The following is a 16,447-nucleotide window of genomic DNA, read 5'->3' as shown; positions in this document are numbered from 1 at the left end:
GCCCAAAAGTGCGCCGCGAGACAATGCGTCGCGACCGGCCAACGCAGGGATCGAACAAAACGCAATGACGGTGTTGTCATGAAGGCTGCACTCAAGGCAGGCGCTGCTCTCATCGCCCTGCACGGCGCATTCTGGTGTGGTCCGGCACGGGCCGACTGGCGCGATGATATCGGCACGTTTCGCATCGGCATTGTCGCCGGGCCTGGTGGCGGAAACACCGTTCCGGGTGTGGCGCAGTTGACGCAGGCCTTTACCAATGCGCTGGGCATGAAGGTGGAGTTCGTCGTTGCCCGCGACTATGCCGCGCTGATCGAGGCGCAGGCCAATGCCCGGATCGAATACGCCATCTATTCGGCGATCGCCTATGCCACCGCGCGGCAACGCTGCGGATGCGTCGAGCCGCTCGTGGCTCCCGTCGATTCCGACGGTGCGGCGGGCATTCGCTCCGTGTTGCTGACCAGGGACGGCAAGCTGCCTGGCCTGGCTGATATGGAGACCCATCGGATCGCCATGCCGCCGCCTGACAGTGTCGGGGGTTCGCTTTTGCCCCTGGCAGGGCTGGCCGCCGAGCATGTCAAGGTTGCCGAAGATGCACCGTTTCTGATCCACGCGGATTCAGCGTCGGCGGTGGAAATGATGCTCGTCGACGGCAAGGCCGACGCCATGTTCGGCTGGGTCAGGGCCGCGGCTGATGGCCAGCCGCACCTATCTGGTGGCACGCAGGCAAGGCTCGAGGTGGCCGGCCTTTCGGCATCCGCTCTCCAGGTCGTGTGGACATCGGCGCTGCTGAGATACGGTCCCCACACCGTGCGCAGCGATCTCGACCCGGAAGCCAAACGGCGGCTGACCGTGTTCCTCACCAACCTCAAATCGACGATGCCGGACGTCTACGATCTCCTGGAAACGAAGCACTCTGGCGGGTTTTTGACCGTGGCTCCAAAGGATTATGCGACGGCGGAAGCCATCGTGCGCATGGTCTCGCCCGATGGTGGGCAGCAGTAAAAAAGCCCCAGCGATCCAGTGTCTGATGGAATCGCCGAGCCGCTCTAAGTCTTTGTTTTTACGCAATTCCGGCCGAAAGGCACGCTGCATGCTGTTCCTGGAATTGCTCAGCAGTCGCCGCAGGGGATCGTCAGGCTTCTGCGGGGGCGCAGATAGTAAGTCTCGCCCATCGATATGCCGTTGGCGAGGGCGGCGGTCAATCCAAGCTTCTGTTGAGTGTCCGCGGTCCAACTGATGATGGGCTGGTAGCCCAGTGTGCTGTCGACGCGGATCAGGAAGGTGCCGGCGACCTTGAGCGTTGTCGGAACCGTGGTGGCCGAGCCTGCCGTGGCGCCGACGCTGTTGACGCCGTTGGCCACCTTGCGTGACCACACCACCAGCACTTTGGGCGGCGTGTCGGTGGTGACCTGTATCGCGGTGATGGTGATGTTGGGCGTCGAGCGGTTGTAGGGCTGGATGGTTGACGTGCCGATTTGCATGATGGCGTCGAGATCCGCCTTCACGATGGTCGGCTGTTGCGTGACGAGATCGGCCACCATGCTGCCGATACGGCTGACCTTCTTGCTGGTCTCGATGGCCTGCGAAGCCTCCATGGTCATGAAATACAGGATCAGCAGGATAGGCACGATAAGGGCAAACTCGACCGCCGCCACGCCACGGCGATTGGACCAGAACCCAACCGCCTTGCTCCGGATCCCTGCAATTTCCAGATGTGCCCCCGCACGCATCATACCATTGCCTTTTTTCTTGTCGGTGCTTCCGAACTCAATTGAACGGCTCGTTCTGCCAAGTCACCGACGCAAAATGCAGCGTCCTGCCGCCACTCAGATTGGCCATCGACTTGGCCATCAGGTCGGTCATGACAGGCCATTTGTAGAAGACCCGCAGCATATTCTTCGATTCCGCCGGCCCCGGGGAGTTCACGAATGTCTGGGAACTGGTGCCCTGCATCAGCACGACATCACCGTTCTGGATTTTGAAGCCCGCCTGGGCCGCGTCGGCGAAAGTCGAATACTGGCGAAGATCGACGAGCAGCTGTTGTGGGCAATCCGTGGAGACGATGATTTCCAGTTTGTTGCAGATCAGGGTTGTCAAATTATTCCCAGCGACATCGGCCGGCCGCAACTGGCCGGTGCGCAGCTGGCGCGCGACATCGTCGGTGATGTTGGCCATCACCTCCTGGCCGGCGAATGAGATGCAGCTCTCGAGGATGGCGAACACCAGGAGAGCGAAAGGCAATGCAAGCAGCGCGAATTCCAGGGCCGTGCTGCCGCGCCGGTCGCGAACGAAGCGCCTGAAAGACCGGGCGCGCGCCATCTTGCGTTGATCCGTCGAACCGATTGCCTTGCCCATACTGTTCCTGCCATCCCTGGACGGTCCCGACAGGGGTACTAACGCAAACCAATTGAGGTCCGGTTTGAATGATCATTAAAGTCGGCGCGGGGGTCTTAACCGGGCGGTAACCCGGCCGCCGGTCCGCCGCGCGGCCTATTTGCTGACGCTCATTTCAGCCTCTGAGGATTTTTCCGCCTCGCTCTTGTAGGAGCTTTCGCAATAGGGCGTGCAAGACATGGTCTGGACCTCGGCACGTCGATAAATGCGGACAGACGAGGCTGCCTGCCGCACGACGGTAACCTGCGCGTCGACGATAGGGCTGCCTTCCTGGTCGAGAACGACGAGATTGGTGACGCCGAAACCCTTGCCTGTGAGCACGATCGTGGAGGCGTCCTGGACGGAGGCATCGGCGATTGCCGGGTTGCCGACGACGACCGTGTCGGCGGGGCGCGACAATTTGACGATCTTGGCCTGGTTCATGGTGACCTCGATGCCGGCACCGGCCCTGGCTGGCGTGATCAAACTCGCGGTCGCAAGGAGCACGGCAATCAGGATTGAGGGTCTCGGCAAGGCCATTATGGCGCTCCACGCAAGCGGACTGTTCAACGGAACATGAACGAGATTGGTGAACCAACGGTTAAGTCGACCCTCGCCGACGGTTGTCGCGGTCGGCACCGCTGCTCGCGTGGCCAGGTCCGGGCTGGGCCGCAAGCTTCGCCAAGCCCTTGCCTTCTGGGGTGTTGGCCTGGGAAATGGTGCTTTAGCCGGCGCTTAGCGCGGAGTTAACCACGCACTATGTTCGATCCGGGAAAGGAATCGGTAAGGCTGTTTATTAAGCCGATCGAAAGAGCTTCTCCCTAGATTGGCAGCATCCGATCAACCATCACAGAAGTTGACGGAAGTGCTGTAACACGTGGAGTAGGAGCTCTCGAATGTCTAATCTCATTGCACGTTTCGTGAAGGACGAATCCGGCGCGACCGCTATCGAATATGGTCTGATCGCCGCTCTCATCGCACTCGCCATCATCACCGGCGCTGGCGCGCTCGGCAATGCCATCAACGCCAAGTTCACCTCGATCGGAACCACCCTGAATTCCAGCGGCAGCTGATCGGCTTATTGCTGAACGTTCAGATCGTGTTCTGGACAGGGGCCGCCAAATGGTGGCCCCTGTTTTGTGTTGCGTGTTCATGTCGCGGCCGACAACGGTCGTGTTTGCATTGCAGGCCTCATCAATCGTTAATTGATTCATTCTAGATTGAGCCCCGTGGACAATAGGCACAGCGCCGATGCTTGAAGCCCTGATCTTCGTCGTCTTTCCGTTCTGCATGCTGTTTGCCGCGATCTCCGACATGCTGTCGATGACGATCGCCAATCGCGTGCCGGTGCTGCTTGTCGTCGTCTTCGCGCTGGTGGCACCGCTGACGGGCATGGAATGGGCGGCCTATGGTTGGCATTTCGCCGCCGGGGCCCTGGTTCTGGCCGTGACGTTCGGTCTGTTCGCGATGGGTGGCATGGGTGGAGGCGACGCCAAACTGCTGGCCGCTACGGCCGTGTGGATGGGGCTCAACGTGCATCTCGTTGAATACCTTGTCGTCTCGACATTCATTGGCGGCCTCTTGACGCTCGCCATCCTGCTTTACCGGAAGTCGCCGCTGGCGGTATTTACCGGCCGCAATCCATTCCTGCGTCACTTCGCGGAAGAGTCGGCGGGGGTTCCTTATGGGATCGCGCTCGGCCTGGGCGGATTGCTGACCTATCCGGATTCGCCTTTGATGGTGTGGGCGCTGGCAAGGCTGGCCGGCTGAACACGATCTGATTTCCCCATCTCCCACCGCGTTGTCCGACCTGGCTTTGAAGGAACCGGCCGATACTTGCACGCATGGCGACACACTCCATCCAATTTATGTAAACCTTAAATTAATCACGATCGTAAGCATTGCATTAACCTTGTTTTGACGATTGCCGCTGCAAAGTCCGGCTTGGCTAGGTTTGCCAAGGCGAGGTTCGGACAAATGCCAGCATCCCGACTGATTATTCTAAGCGTGGCGGTGGCCGCGGCGGGTGGCGCTGGTTATGTCGCGAAAAACATGGTCGTGGCGCCGCCGCCCCAGATCGTCATCGATTCCGGCCCCAAGGCTCCCGCCGTATCTCTGCAGGACGTGCTTGTGCTGTCGGGCGATGTCGCGATGGGCAGCGCGCTCGGGAACAACATCACCTGGCAATCCTGGCCGGCTGACGGCATCAACGCCAATTTCATCACCAAGGCGACCGCCCCCGACGCGCTTGAGAAACTGAAAGGGTCGATAGCCCGCGTGGCGATGTACGCGGGCGAGCCCGTGCGGCGTTCCAAGCTGATCGGCGAGGGGCAAAGCTTCATGTCGTCCATCCTGCCTTCCGGGATGCGGGCGGTCGCCACGACCATTTCGGCTGACACTTCGGCAGGCGGCTTCATCCTTCCAAACGATTTCGTCGACGTGATCATGACCCGCAGGGCGGATGCCAGCAGCGGCAGCACCGGGTTCAACACCGAAACCATCCTCAAGAACATCCGCGTCCTGGCAATCGACCAGACCATCCAGGAGGACGAGGAAGGCAAGAAGACCAGGGTGGGCCAGACCGCTACGCTGGAGCTGACACCCCGGCAGGCGGAAATCATCACCGTTGCCCAGCAGATGGCCGATCGCCTGACCCTGGCGCTGCGGTCGATCACGGACACCCAGGAGAAGAATCCGGGCGAGGCCGACTATCTCGTTTCCGGCAATGGCCGCAGGGGAACGGTGAGGCTGATCAAGTCGGGTGAAGTTTCCGAAGTAGGGGCAAGAAAATGAGGCTAAGCGGTAAACTGCCGGCAATCATAGCCACGGCATTCGGCCTGCTGCTCGTCGGAACGAATGTTCAGGGCGTCGTCGAGGCGAAGAGTACGCAGGTGTCAGCCACGACGGCCACCCAACGCGTGAAGCTTGGCCTCAACAAATCGGTCGTCATCGACCTGCCGAGCGATGCCTATGACATCCTTGTCGCCAACCCGACAGTTGCCGATGCCGTAACCCGGACCGCGAGGCGGATCTACCTGTTCGGCAAGGCGGTCGGCGAGACCAACATCTTCGTCTTCGGTCCGAACGGCGAACAGATCGCCAGTCTGGACCTGGCCATCGAACGCGACGTCGCCGGGCTGGAGGACTACATCAAGCGCTTCCTTCCGACTTCGGCCATCAAGGTGGAATTGCTCAACGACAACGTCATCTTGACCGGGACGGTCGACACGCCTCTGGACGCGAAACGGGCGGTTGATCTGGCGACGATCTTCGTCTCGGGCGGTGAAGCGACGACGGGACAATATTCACAGACCGCGGCCGGCGGCTCGGCCCAGAGCGGTGTCGACATCAACAACCCGGATACGCAGCGCCGCACCTCTAAGATTGTCAATCTCTTGCAGATCATCGGCGACGACCAAGTCACGCTGAAGGTGACGGTGGCCGAAGTCAGCCGGTCCGTAATGAAGCAGCTCGGCGTCAACATGGTCGGCAACGGCGGCAGCAATGGCATCAGCTACGGCGCGCTCAGCGACAATTTCACGGGCCTCGGCAAGCAGTTGTCGAATTCGGGCTTCAACATCGGCAACTCGGCGTTGAGGGCCTACATCAACGCCATGGAGCAGTCCGGGGTCATGAAGACCCTGGCCGAGCCGACGTTGACCGCGGTGTCCGGTGAGAAGGCGACCTTCAAGGTCGGTGGCGAATACAATATAGTGAGCGGGGTCTCCCAGAACGTATCCACTGACAACCAGACAGGCTTGAAGACCTATACGATCGACAAGATCGAGTACGGCATCGGCCTGGAGTTCCAGCCGGTTGTGCTGTCTCCCGGCCGCATCAGCCTGAAGGTCAGAACCTCGGTTTCCGAGCCGACCACCGAGGGATCCGTGTCGCTGTCCTCAGGCGTGACCAGTCCCGGCATGAATGCCCTGTCGCTGCGCAAGCGCCTTGCCGACACGACCGTGGAATTGCCGTCCGGCGGTTCCATGATGATCGCAGGCCTGGTTCGCGACGATGTCAGGCAAGCCGTCAACGGCTTGCCTGGGCTTACGAAGATTCCAGTGCTCGGCGCGCTTTTCCGCAGCAGGGACTTCGTCCGCAACGAAAGTGAACTCGTCATCATCATCACGCCCTATCTGGCACGGCCGGTTGCACGCAACGATCTCGCCAAGCCGGACGACAATTTCAATCCTCCGAGCGACGGCGCCGGCATGTTCCTCGGGCGCGTCAATCGCGTCTACGGCACCATGCAGACCGACAAGCCCAACGGCCGCTATCACGGCGTTGTCGGCTTCATCTATAAGTGAATGGGGAAGCGGACATGTCTCAGTCAGCGTTGAAGACAAGGACCACCAAGACGACGAGCACCAGCCGTTCGCGCCTGCGGGCCCTCCCGTTCCTGGCGGTTGCGGCGACGGCCTTGCTGGCCGGTTGCGCCCAGCGCGACAGCGTCACTGTCGGTGCCATTCCGGATGACTATCGCACCAACCATCCGATCGTCATCGCGGAGAAGAACCAAAAGATCGACCTTCCCGTCGGCGCTGGCGACCGCGGCATGACCGGCTCGCAGCGCGATACGCTTCTCGGTTTCCTCGACGGCTATGACAAGAGTGCCGCACCGACGCTGACGATCCAGATTCCCCGCGGATCGGCCAACGAGGTTGCCGCGACGGCGGCCGGTCGTGATTTCGCCAGGCTCGCGGTCGCCAGCGGCGTCAAGCGCAACCGGATCGTCGTGGTCGCCTACCAGGCCGGATCGAGCGAAATATCCGCTCCGGTTCGCGTCGCCTATATCTCGGTAAAAGCCCAGACCGACAAATGCGGACGCTGGCCCGATGACCTGGTCGAGACGTCGGAAAACAAGCACTACGCCGACTTCGGCTGCTCCTACCAGAACAATCTCGCCGCTCAGATGGCCAACCCGGCCGACCTGATTGGTCCGCGCAAGCAGACCACGATCGACGCGGAAAATCGTGGCGCGGTGATCGACGTCTATCGCAGCAGGGGCATTTCGGGTGAATTCCTCGGCAATTCGGAAGTGACCTACTGAGCCGCCCTCGGGAAAGAGAAGCCAGCGAAAGAACGGGCCACGGAAAGAGCATGACCATGAGCAACCTTGCCTATGACGCCACCGTGGACGGCGGCGACACCTCGCCGCAGGACATCGCCGCGATGCAGGCGTTGCGACCGGTTCCGCGCATCTCGATCCAGGCATTCTGCGAGACGGAGGGCGTTGCCAATCCGGTCGAGCGTGCCGGCGAGGATCGCCGCATGACCAAGGCACATCTCAAGGTCCATATGGGCGGCATTCCCACCGCCATTGAATTCTATCAGTCGGCGCCCACGCCTAACCTGATCCTGCTGGAGTCGCGCAGCGAACCCAAGCAACTGCTGGAACAGCTCGCCCAGCTGTCGGAATACTGCGACCCCTCCTCGAAGGTGGTGGTGATCGGTCATTACAACGACGTCGGTCTCTATCGTGAGCTCATCCGCTCCGGCATCTCGGAATATGTCATCGCGCCGGTGTCGATGGCCGATATCGTCAGTGTCGTCTCGTCGATCTTCGTCGATCCGGAGGCCGAGCCGCTCGGCCGCTCGGTTGCCTTTGTCGGCGCCAAGGGTGGCGTCGGCTCGTCCACGATCGCCCATAACGTGGCCTGGGCAATGTCTTCGCTGTTCAAATCCGAGGTCGTCGTTGCCGACCTCGACCTCGCCTTCGGCACCGCCAATATCAATTTCGATCAGGATCCGGCACAGGGCATCGCCGAAGCGGTGTTCTCGCCCGAACGCATCGATGAGGTGTATCTGGACAGGCTGCTGACCCAGTGCGCCGAACATCTGTCGCTGCTCGCGGCGCCCTCGACGCTGGAGCGCGTTTACGACTTCGATCCCGATGCCTTTGCTCAGCTTGTCGATACCGCGCAGCGCAGCGTGCCGCTGCTGGTTCTGGACCTTCCCCATGTCTGGACGGGCTGGGCCAAGAACACGCTGGTCAAGGCCGACGAGATCGTCATCACGGCGACGCCGGAACTGGCCAATCTGCGCAACACCAAGAACCTGCTCGACATGCTCAAGCGGCTTCGCCCCAACGACCCGCCGCCGAAGCTGATCATCAACCAGGCCGGTGTTCCCAAGCGCCCGGAGATTTCGCCGTCCGATTTCGCCGAGCCGCTCGGCCTCACGCCGATGTCGGTCATCGGCTTTGATCCGATGCTGTTCGGCAATGCAGCCAACAACGGGCGTATGCTCGGCGAGATGGATGCCAAGAACCAGGTGGTCGCCATCATCAACGAGATCGCCCATGTGCTGACCGGGCGCAGCGAAATCAGGACGAAAAAGAAGGCGGGCCTCGGCAGCCTGCTCGGCAAGCTCTCGCGCAACAAGAAGTGACGCTTTTGGGACCGGTAGTCGATCATGTTTGGTAAAAGAGGCAACGACGACGGCAACCGGTTCAAGCCGGAATTCCGCCAGCCAGCACCGGCGCCCGTCACGCCGGCGGCCGCGGGTTCGGCGGACACGGCGGTGCTTGCCCGGCCCGCGGCGCCGCCTCCGCCGAGTGCCCCTGTCGCGCCGCCGGCTCGCCGCGCGGTCGATGCGCCGCCCATCGCGCCAGAGCAGAAGCGAGGCCCGCGCGAAAAGAGCGAAACCTACTACGACACCAAGAGCCAGGTTTTCTCGGCCCTCATCGACACGATCGACCTCTCGCAGCTCGCCAAGCTCGACCCCGAAAGCGCGCGTGAGGAAATCCGCGACATCGTCAACGACATCATCGCGATCAAGAATTTCGCGATGTCGATCGCCGAGCAGGAGGAACTGCTCGAGGACATCTGCAACGACGTGCTTGGCTATGGGCCGCTCGAGCCGCTGCTCGCACGCGACGACATCGCCGACATCATGGTCAACGGTTCCAAGAACGTCTACATCGAAGTCAACGGCAAGGTCGAACAGACCACCATCCGCTTTCGCGACAATCAGCAGCTTCTCAACATCTGCCAGCGCATCGTCAGCCAGGTCGGCCGCCGTGTCGATGAATCCAGCCCGATCTGCGACGCCCGTCTTCCCGACGGCTCCCGTGTCAATGTCATCGCACCGCCGCTTGCCATCGATGGCACCGCGCTCACAATCCGCAAATTCAAGAAAGACAAGCTGACGCTCGATCAGCTGGTGAAGTTCGGTGCCATTTCGCCGCAAGGCGCCGAAGTTCTCAAGATCATCGGCCGCGTCCGCTGCAACATCGTCATCTCGGGCGGCACGGGCTCCGGCAAAACGACACTGCTCAACTGCCTGACCAACTACATCGACCGCGAGGAGCGCGTCATCACCTGCGAGGACTCGGCCGAACTGCAACTCCAGCAGCCGCATGTCGTGCGCCTGGAAACCCGTCCGCCCAACCTCGAAGGCGAGGGCGAGGTGACGATGCGCGACCTGGTCAAGAACTGCCTGCGCATGCGGCCGGAGCGCATCATCGTCGGCGAAGTGCGCGGACCCGAAGTGTTCGACCTGCTGCAGGCCATGAACACCGGTCATGACGGCTCGATGGGAACGATCCACTCGAACAGCCCGCGCGAATGCCTGAACCGTATCGAATCCATGATCGCCATGGGGGGTTATTCGCTGCCGCAGAAAACCGTGCGCGAAATCGTCGTCGGCTCGATCGACGTGATCATCCAGGCGGCGCGTCTGCGCGATGGGTCGCGGCGCATCACCCACATCACCGAAGTGATCGGCATGGAAGGCGACGTCATCATCACCCAGGACATCGTTCTCTACAACATCAAGGGTGAGGACGCCAACGGCAGGCTGCTGGGCGAGCACGTCTCGACCGGCATCGGCCGCCCGCATTTCTGGGATCGGGCGCGATATTACGGCGAGGAGCAGCGCCTAGCCAATGCGCTCGAGGCAATGGAGAAACGTGCTGACTGACGCATCCGCAGGCGTGAAGGTTCTGGTCGATGTTTGGAATTGACGGCACCGTATTGGCGTTTGTCGTGCTCGCCGGCTTCAGCGCCGGCGCGGTCGCCTATGCATTCCTGTTCACCCGGATCAGCAACGAGAAACAGGCCGGCAAGCGGCTGGAAACGATCAAGGCCGCCGAGACCGACCGCTCCATCGTCAAGGCCACGCGCGACCGCGCGACGGATGCGGCCAAGCGCCGTAAATCCGTGCAGGATTCGCTGAAGGAGCTCGACGAGAAGCAAAAATTCAAGGACAACGCCGTCAAGAAGCCGCCGCTCAAGGTGCAGATTCGGCAGGCCGGGATGAAGGTTACGATCGAGCGTTTCTATATCTATTCCGTGATATGCGGCCTCGCGCTGACCATTGTCGCTTTCATGCTTGGAGCGCCGCTGCTGGTCCTGCCCGGTGTGCTGGTGGCTGGTGCGTTCGGCCTGCCGCGTTGGTTCGTCTCGTTTCGCCGTGCGCGCCGGGTCAAGGCATTCCTCAACGAATTTCCGAACGCGCTCGACATCATCGTGCGCGCGGTCAAGTCGGGCCTGCCGCTGAACGATGCCATACGCCTGATCGCCAACGAATCCCCCGAGCCTGTGAAGGCAGAGTTTCGCCGTATCGTCGATTCACAGCAGATGGGCCTGTCGATCCCCGATGCGACCTTGCGCATGCCCGAAACCATGCCATGCACCGAGGCGGGTTTCTTCGGCATCGTCATCCAGATCCAGTCGCAGGCCGGCGGTAATCTCTCCGAGGCGCTGGGCAATCTTTCGCGCGTGCTGCGCGATCGCAAGAAAATGAAGGCCAAGGTCCAGGCGCTGTCCATGGAGGCGAAGGCTTCCGCCGCGATCATCGGCGCACTGCCTTTCATCGTCTCCTTTCTCGTCTATCTCTCCAGCCCCAACTATCTGATGCCGCTGTTCAACACCAGCATTGGCAATCTGATCCTCGGCGTTTCCGGCGTCTGGATGTCGATTGGCATCTTCGTGATGCGCAAGATGATGAACTTTGAAGTCTAGGGCCGCGGCATGAGCGAACAAGTCGTCAAGTCACTGACGGATCCCAGCCTTCTGATCGCGCTGCTGGTCGGCATCGCCGTGTTCGCGACCGTGTTTACGCTGCTGCCGGCCCTGGGCGGAAACCAGCTCAAGGCGCGCATGAAATCGGTGGCGCTGGAGCGCGATGAGCTTCGCGCCAAACAGCGCGCGCGGCTTGCGAGCGAGGCCGATCGCCGCCGCAAGGGCCTGCGCGAGCAACAGTCGATCGGCATGCGCAACATTGTCGACCGGCTCGATCTGCGGCGCGCTTTGGCAGACGAAAGCACCTTGCAGAAGCTCAAGGTCGCCGGCTTTCGTGGGCAGAATCCGCTGACGCGGTTTCTTTTCTTCCGTCTCGTGCTCCCTTTCGTCGGCTTCGCGTTGGCTCTGGTCTACATGTTCATACTCGGAGGATTGCCGGACAAGCCATTGGTCGTCCGGCTGTTCGTCTGCGTGCTCGTTGCCTATGGCGGCTTCTACACACCAGTGCTCTACGTCAACAACCGCGCCACCAAGCGCAAGCAGTCGATCCAGTTGGCATGGCCTGATGCGCTCGACCTTATGTTGATCTGCGTGGAATCAGGCATGTCGGTGGAAGCAGCGCTGCGCAAGGTGGCCGACGAGATCGGCGCTCAGTCGGTGCCGCTGGCGGAAGAGTTCATCCTGACCAACGCCGAGCTTTCCTATCTGCAGGAACGCAAGCAGGCCTACGAGAATCTCGCAAGCCGGACCGGCCTGGAATCGGTCAAGTCTGTGTCGCAGGCGCTCGTCCAGGCCGAGCGCTACGGCACGCCGGTGGCGCACGCGCTGCGCGTACTTGCCGCTGAAAGCCGCGACATGCGCATGCACGCCGCCGAGAAAAAGGCCGCGGCCTTGCCGCCCAAGCTCACCGTGCCGATGATCCTGTTCTTCCTGCCGGTGCTTTTCGCCATCATCCTTGGCCCTGCCGGCATCCAGGTCAGCCAGCGCGGCATCTTCGGCGATCAGCACAAGTCCAGTAGCCCGTGACGTATCCATTCAGACAAGAAACCGCGCGGCGTGCAGCGCGGCCTTCTTGTCTGGCACGGTTCGGTGATTGGACGCCGCATGCCTGCAGGTGTCGCAACGGAGTTTGCGCAAGGTAGAAGGGATCGGCGGCTTGGCGTTTCCGTGAAAACGAAAAGTGCGTAGCGGTTTTTTCCATCCGGGATTGCGTAAAAGCAAAGAGTCAGACCGGGTCAACGATTCCATCAAACGCTGAACCGCTCTTAGTTGGTCGCGGCTTTCGCCTTGTCCTGATCCTTGAGCTGGCTCCAGGCATTCTGCTGGGCCAGCATCTGCCTGAGATAGGCGACATTGGCCTGCGCCTGTTCGGGCGAGAGTTCCTGCGAGGCGATCTTCTCGGCTTCGTCGAAACGGCCTTGCAGGCCCACGACCAACGCCAGGTTCTGGCGCACGCGGCTGTCGGCATTAGGCTGCTGGGCGGCCGAACGCATATAGGTCTCGGCGGTGCGCAGATCCCCTTCCAGCACGTAGGACATGCCGAGATTGGAGAGAACCGAAGGCTCATTCGGCTTGAGTTCGAGGGCCTTGCGGTAAAGCTGGCGCGCTTCGTCCTTCTGGCCGATCTGATCGAGGATGGCCGCCTCCGCCGACACCAGCTTCCAGTCGGGATATTCCGGCGTCTGTGCGCGACGCACGGCATCGAGCGCCGCCTCGAACTGACCATTGGCGGCGAGCGCCTTGCCATAGGCGGCGAGCACGTCGCGGTCCTTGGGATAGGCGATCGCCAGCTTGCGCATCACGGCAAGCGACTGGTCGGCATCGCCGTCCATCTGCAGCGCGGCCGCGAAGCTGGTCGCTATATGCTTGTCGTTGGGGTTCCTGGCGTAGGACTGGCCAAGTGCTGCGGTGGCATTATGCAATTCTCCAGCCGACATGGACTCCAGCGGCTTGCCGCTGGTGCGGGAGATCGAGCCAGTCGTGAGCCTGCTGGTTCCGCAACCGGCGACGCCCGCCGCGAGCGCCAGCATGAGGGCCGTGGCGACAAGCCGTTTTCCCCTTGCATTCACTGTGCGGTTGGTCGGCATCGGCACCTAAGCCTCCATTCATACGCGTGGCCGTTGCGTGGCCATCTTCCCTCCCGCAGAAATATTCTGTTAACCCTAACGGAGAGTTAAGAAACGCCGACTCGGGGCCTGGGCTCGGCATGGAGAACATCGAATGCCTGTTGAACTCGTCGAGAAGAAACTGGATGGCGCGTTGCCGGTGCACCTGGTCGCCGGTGAGGGCCTGGAGGCCGCCGGCCTTGCGCCATCCGTGATCGCCTGGGCCAGGGCCAATGGATTTTCGGGTGAAGCAGGCAGGACGCTAGCCGTGCCCGGCGAAAACGGCGCGCTTGCCGGCGCCTTGTTCGGTGTTGGCGATGGAGAGGGCGCGCTTGCTCTCGGCGCGCTGTCGAAGACCCTGCCGGAGGGGGACTGGCATTTCGCCTCGGCGCTCGCCGAGCCGGAACTGGCGGCAATCGCGTTGGCGCTCGGCGGTTATGTTTTTACCCGCTACGGCAAGAAACCGGGCAAGGCGCTGCGCTTTGACGTGCCGGCCGGTGTCGACGCGGCTCGCGTGCGCCGCATAGCCGACGGCGTCTTCCTGACGCGCGACTTGGTCAACACGCCGACCAGCGACATGGGACCGGATGATTTGGAGAAGGCGGTGCGGACCCTGGCCGGAACCCACAAGGCCGAAGTCTCCGTCGTCAAGGGCGACGACCTGCTCGCACGGAATTTCCCGATGATCCATGCCGTCGGCCGCGCCTCGACCGGCGCGCCGCGCCTGATCGACATGACATGGGGGCAACAGGGCGCGCCGAAGGTGACGCTGGTTGGTAAAGGCGTCTGTTTCGACACCGGCGGCCTCGATATCAAGCCGTCCTCCGGCATGCTGTTGATGAAGAAGGACATGGGCGGCGCCGCCAATGTCCTTGGTCTGGCCTCGATGATCATGGCTGCCGGGCTCAACGTGCGGCTTCGGGTGCTGATCCCCGCGGTCGAGAATTCGATCGCCGGCAATGCCTTCAGGCCGGGCGACGTGCTGGCGAGCCGCAAGGGCATCACGGTCGAGATCGGCAACACCGACGCGGAAGGGAGGCTCGTGCTGGGGGACGCGCTGGCGCTGGCCGACGACGAAGAGCCGCAGCTCCTGGTCGACATGGCGACGCTGACTGGAGCCGCCCGTGTCGCGCTCGGCCCCGACCTGCCGCCCTTCTATACCGGTGACGAGGCGCTGGCCTCGGAGCTCGCGGCGGCGTCGCTGGCGGTCGAGGATGCGTTGTGGCGCATGCCGCTGTGGCGGCCTTACGATGCGAAGCTGTCATCGAAGATCGCCGACATCAGCAATGTCACCACCGACGGTTTCGCCGGTTCGATCACGGCGGCACTGTTCCTCAAGCGCTTTGTCGAGAAGACGGCAAGCTGGGCGCATTTCGACATCTTCGCCTGGAACCCTGCCGACCGCCCTCACGGTCCCGCCGGAGGCGAGGCGCAAGGCATCCGCGCCCTGGAGCGGGTCATCTCGGCACGGTTTGGCTGATGTGGCGGCCGCGGGCGGAGCCGGCAGATTGCTGAAACTGAAACGGAACCGAAACAATTTGCCGTCATGCTGGGCGGATGTCGATTGCGATGCGCCCCAGCCAGGCCTTGCGACTGTGGCAGCAGGTGATGCTGTCGCAGGTGCGCGAAGACGCGCCCGATCTGACCATGCGCCAGACGGCGATCCTGTTCACCATCTATCTCGATCCGCCGCCGCACACGGTGCGCGGGCTCGCCGCTCGCCTCAATGTGACCAAGCCGGTCATCACGCGCGCACTCGACACGATGGGTGCGCTGAAGCTGGTGTCACGCCATCGCGACGAACTCGACAAGCGCAATGTGCTGATCAAGCGCACGGTCGAGGGCGCGCTCTTTGTCGAGCGCTTCGGTGATGGTATCATCGCCAAGGCCCACGAACTGCCGATCTGACCGTATTGCCGATACAACAGGGTTGCCGATTTTGACCGTTCACGATCCACGCCTTCATGCCTTCCGCACCGATCTCGCCGATGCAAGGTTGAAAGGAGAGATCGTTGCCGACCGTTTCGTGGCCGGCCGGCCGGCACGGATTTCGGTCCCTATGGCCGATATCCGCAAGGCGCCGCGCCCGGATGCGGGCGTCAACACGCAGGCCTTGTTCGGCGACGATGTGCTGGTTTTCGAGGATGCCGACGGCTGGGCCTGGATCCAGGCCGAACGCGACGGCTATGTCGGTTATGTCGCCGAGACTATGCTGGGCGGACGCGACCATGCGCCCACCCATATCGTCTCGGTACCCCGCACCTTCCTTTATCCGGGTCCGGACCTGCGCTTTCCGGTTGCGGGCCAATTGTCGATGGGATCGAGGGTGACGGTGACGGACGCCGCCGAAACGCGCGGCACGCACTATGCCGTCCTGGCTTCCGGCGAGGCGATCATCGCCGGCCACTTGCGGCCAATCGGCGAAGTTGTCTCTGATTATGTTTCGGTCGCCGAGACATTTCTCGGTACGCCCTATCTCTGGGGCGGCGTTTCCGGCTTCGGCATAGACTGTTCGGGCCTCGTGCAATTGGCGATGCGCATGGCCGGCAGGGACGTGCTGCGTGATTCAGACATGCAGGCGGCAAGCATCGGCGAGCCGCTCGATCCGGGCCCGGATTATGCCGGATTGCGCCGGGGCGACCTCGTCTTCTGGAAAGGCCATGTCGCCATCATGACCGATGCCGAGACCATGATCCACGCCAATGGCCACACCATGCTGGTCTCGCGCGAAGGATTGAAGGATGCCATCGGCCGCATCGGCTATCTCTATGGCGGTCCGACAGGGTTTCGGCGGCCGTAGGTTTCCTACCTTCTCCCCGTCACCATACGGGGCGAAGGTGCTCGAAGGGCGGATGAGGGGCAGCGCGAACCTCGGACCCGCTGGCGCCGCCCCTCACCTGCCTGCCGGCATCCTTGTAACTTGTCATTTGCCGAATCCGTTATGATGGCGGGAGCGGTGGCGGACGAGAGGCCGACGCATCTTTGGGCCATGAAGCCCGTGGG

At 62.2% G+C, this 16,447-nt stretch carries 17 protein-coding genes; 13 read left to right on the top strand and 4 right to left on the bottom strand.

Features of this window, described 5'->3' with window-relative positions; all coding sequences use genetic code 11:
* Nucleotides 1-78 precede the first annotated feature (78 nt).
* Nucleotides 79-1,002 (top strand): phosphate/phosphite/phosphonate ABC transporter substrate-binding protein, encoded by a 924-nt coding sequence (locus tag FJ930_RS19925; RefSeq protein WP_141839791.1) that lies wholly within the window; start codon nt 79-81, stop codon nt 1,000-1,002.
* 107 nt (nt 1,003-1,109) lie between these two features.
* On the opposite strand, the gene FJ930_RS19920 is transcribed toward FJ930_RS19925, so the two are convergent.
* The 3 genes from FJ930_RS19920 to FJ930_RS19910 all read right to left on the bottom strand — a co-directional run bounded on the left by FJ930_RS19920 (nt 1,110) and on the right by FJ930_RS19910 (nt 2,913).
* Nucleotides 1,110-1,733 carry a TadE/TadG family type IV pilus assembly protein gene (locus FJ930_RS19920; protein ID WP_141839790.1) on the bottom strand — a complete coding sequence of 208 codons (624 nt, stop codon included), beginning with the start codon at nt 1,731-1,733 and terminating at the stop codon, nt 1,110-1,112.
* Nucleotides 1,734-1,767: 34 nt separating this feature from the next.
* Complete coding sequence (locus FJ930_RS19915; protein ID WP_140744170.1) at nt 1,768-2,355, bottom strand: TadE/TadG family type IV pilus assembly protein; 588 nt, start codon at nt 2,353-2,355, stop codon at nt 1,768-1,770.
* A gap of 135 nt (nt 2,356-2,490) precedes the next feature.
* The gene (locus FJ930_RS19910; protein WP_140607709.1) at nt 2,491-2,913 is read right to left on the bottom strand and encodes a pilus assembly protein N-terminal domain-containing protein; all 423 of its coding nucleotides are present in this window, start codon (nt 2,911-2,913) and stop codon (nt 2,491-2,493) included.
* A 356-nt stretch (nt 2,914-3,269) separates the two neighbouring features.
* Between FJ930_RS19910 and FJ930_RS19905 the strand changes: the two genes are divergently transcribed.
* From FJ930_RS19905 to FJ930_RS19865, 9 genes are all read left to right on the top strand, one after another.
* On the top strand, nt 3,270-3,446 hold the full coding sequence (locus FJ930_RS19905; protein WP_140607708.1) for a Flp family type IVb pilin: 177 nt from the start codon (nt 3,270-3,272) through the stop codon (nt 3,444-3,446).
* Between the two features lie 178 nt (nt 3,447-3,624).
* Nucleotides 3,625-4,143 (top strand): prepilin peptidase, encoded by a 519-nt coding sequence (locus FJ930_RS19900; protein ID WP_140744169.1) that lies wholly within the window; start codon nt 3,625-3,627, stop codon nt 4,141-4,143.
* Between the two features lie 207 nt (nt 4,144-4,350).
* Nucleotides 4,351-5,166, top strand: coding sequence for a Flp pilus assembly protein CpaB (cpaB, locus tag FJ930_RS19895; protein ID WP_140744168.1), 816 nt, complete (start codon nt 4,351-4,353; stop codon nt 5,164-5,166).
* Entirely contained in the window at nt 5,163-6,680 is a 1,518-nt protein-coding gene (locus FJ930_RS19890; protein ID WP_140744167.1) for a type II and III secretion system protein family protein, read from the top strand. The genes cpaB and FJ930_RS19890 overlap by 4 nt, the downstream gene beginning before the upstream one ends.
* Before the next feature lie 14 nt (nt 6,681-6,694).
* Nucleotides 6,695-7,423 carry a CpaD family pilus assembly protein gene (locus FJ930_RS19885; protein ID WP_140744166.1) on the top strand — a complete coding sequence of 243 codons (729 nt, stop codon included), beginning with the start codon at nt 6,695-6,697 and terminating at the stop codon, nt 7,421-7,423.
* A gap of 50 nt (nt 7,424-7,473) precedes the next feature.
* Complete coding sequence (locus FJ930_RS19880; protein ID WP_141839789.1) at nt 7,474-8,763, top strand: CpaE family protein; 1,290 nt, start codon at nt 7,474-7,476, stop codon at nt 8,761-8,763.
* A 24-nt stretch (nt 8,764-8,787) separates the two neighbouring features.
* Nucleotides 8,788-10,296 (top strand): CpaF family protein, encoded by a 1,509-nt coding sequence (locus FJ930_RS19875; RefSeq protein WP_141839788.1) that lies wholly within the window; start codon nt 8,788-8,790, stop codon nt 10,294-10,296.
* A gap of 29 nt (nt 10,297-10,325) precedes the next feature.
* The gene (locus FJ930_RS19870; RefSeq protein WP_141839787.1) at nt 10,326-11,339 is read left to right on the top strand and encodes a type II secretion system F family protein; all 1,014 of its coding nucleotides are present in this window, start codon (nt 10,326-10,328) and stop codon (nt 11,337-11,339) included.
* 9 nt (nt 11,340-11,348) lie between these two features.
* Nucleotides 11,349-12,365 carry a type II secretion system F family protein gene (locus tag FJ930_RS19865; RefSeq protein WP_140744162.1) on the top strand — a complete coding sequence of 339 codons (1,017 nt, stop codon included), beginning with the start codon at nt 11,349-11,351 and terminating at the stop codon, nt 12,363-12,365.
* 239 nt (nt 12,366-12,604) lie between these two features.
* Here FJ930_RS19865 and FJ930_RS19860 read toward each other — a convergent pair whose 3' ends face one another.
* Nucleotides 12,605-13,426, bottom strand: coding sequence for a tetratricopeptide repeat protein (locus FJ930_RS19860; protein WP_141839871.1), 822 nt, complete (start codon nt 13,424-13,426; stop codon nt 12,605-12,607).
* Between the two features lie 133 nt (nt 13,427-13,559).
* Here FJ930_RS19860 and FJ930_RS19855 point away from each other — a divergent pair, with 133 nt between their 5' ends.
* The 3 genes from FJ930_RS19855 (at nt 13,560) to FJ930_RS19845 (ending at nt 16,244) form a co-directional block, all read left to right on the top strand.
* Nucleotides 13,560-14,924, top strand: coding sequence for a M17 family metallopeptidase (locus FJ930_RS19855; protein WP_141839786.1), 1,365 nt, complete (start codon nt 13,560-13,562; stop codon nt 14,922-14,924).
* Between the two features lie 77 nt (nt 14,925-15,001).
* Nucleotides 15,002-15,352 (top strand): MarR family winged helix-turn-helix transcriptional regulator, encoded by a 351-nt coding sequence (locus tag FJ930_RS19850; protein ID WP_015319324.1) that lies wholly within the window; start codon nt 15,002-15,004, stop codon nt 15,350-15,352.
* Nucleotides 15,353-15,383: 31 nt separating this feature from the next.
* Entirely contained in the window at nt 15,384-16,244 is an 861-nt protein-coding gene (locus FJ930_RS19845) for an NlpC/P60 family protein (protein ID WP_141839785.1), read from the top strand.
* Nucleotides 16,245-16,447: the final 203 nt, after the last annotated feature.

Origin of the sequence: Mesorhizobium sp. B2-4-15 (assembly GCF_006658505.1) — a bacterium.
Lineage (GTDB): Bacteria > Pseudomonadota > Alphaproteobacteria > Rhizobiales > Rhizobiaceae > Mesorhizobium.
Note: the sequence above shows the minus strand (reverse complement) of the source record. Positions and strands in the feature narration are given on the sequence as shown.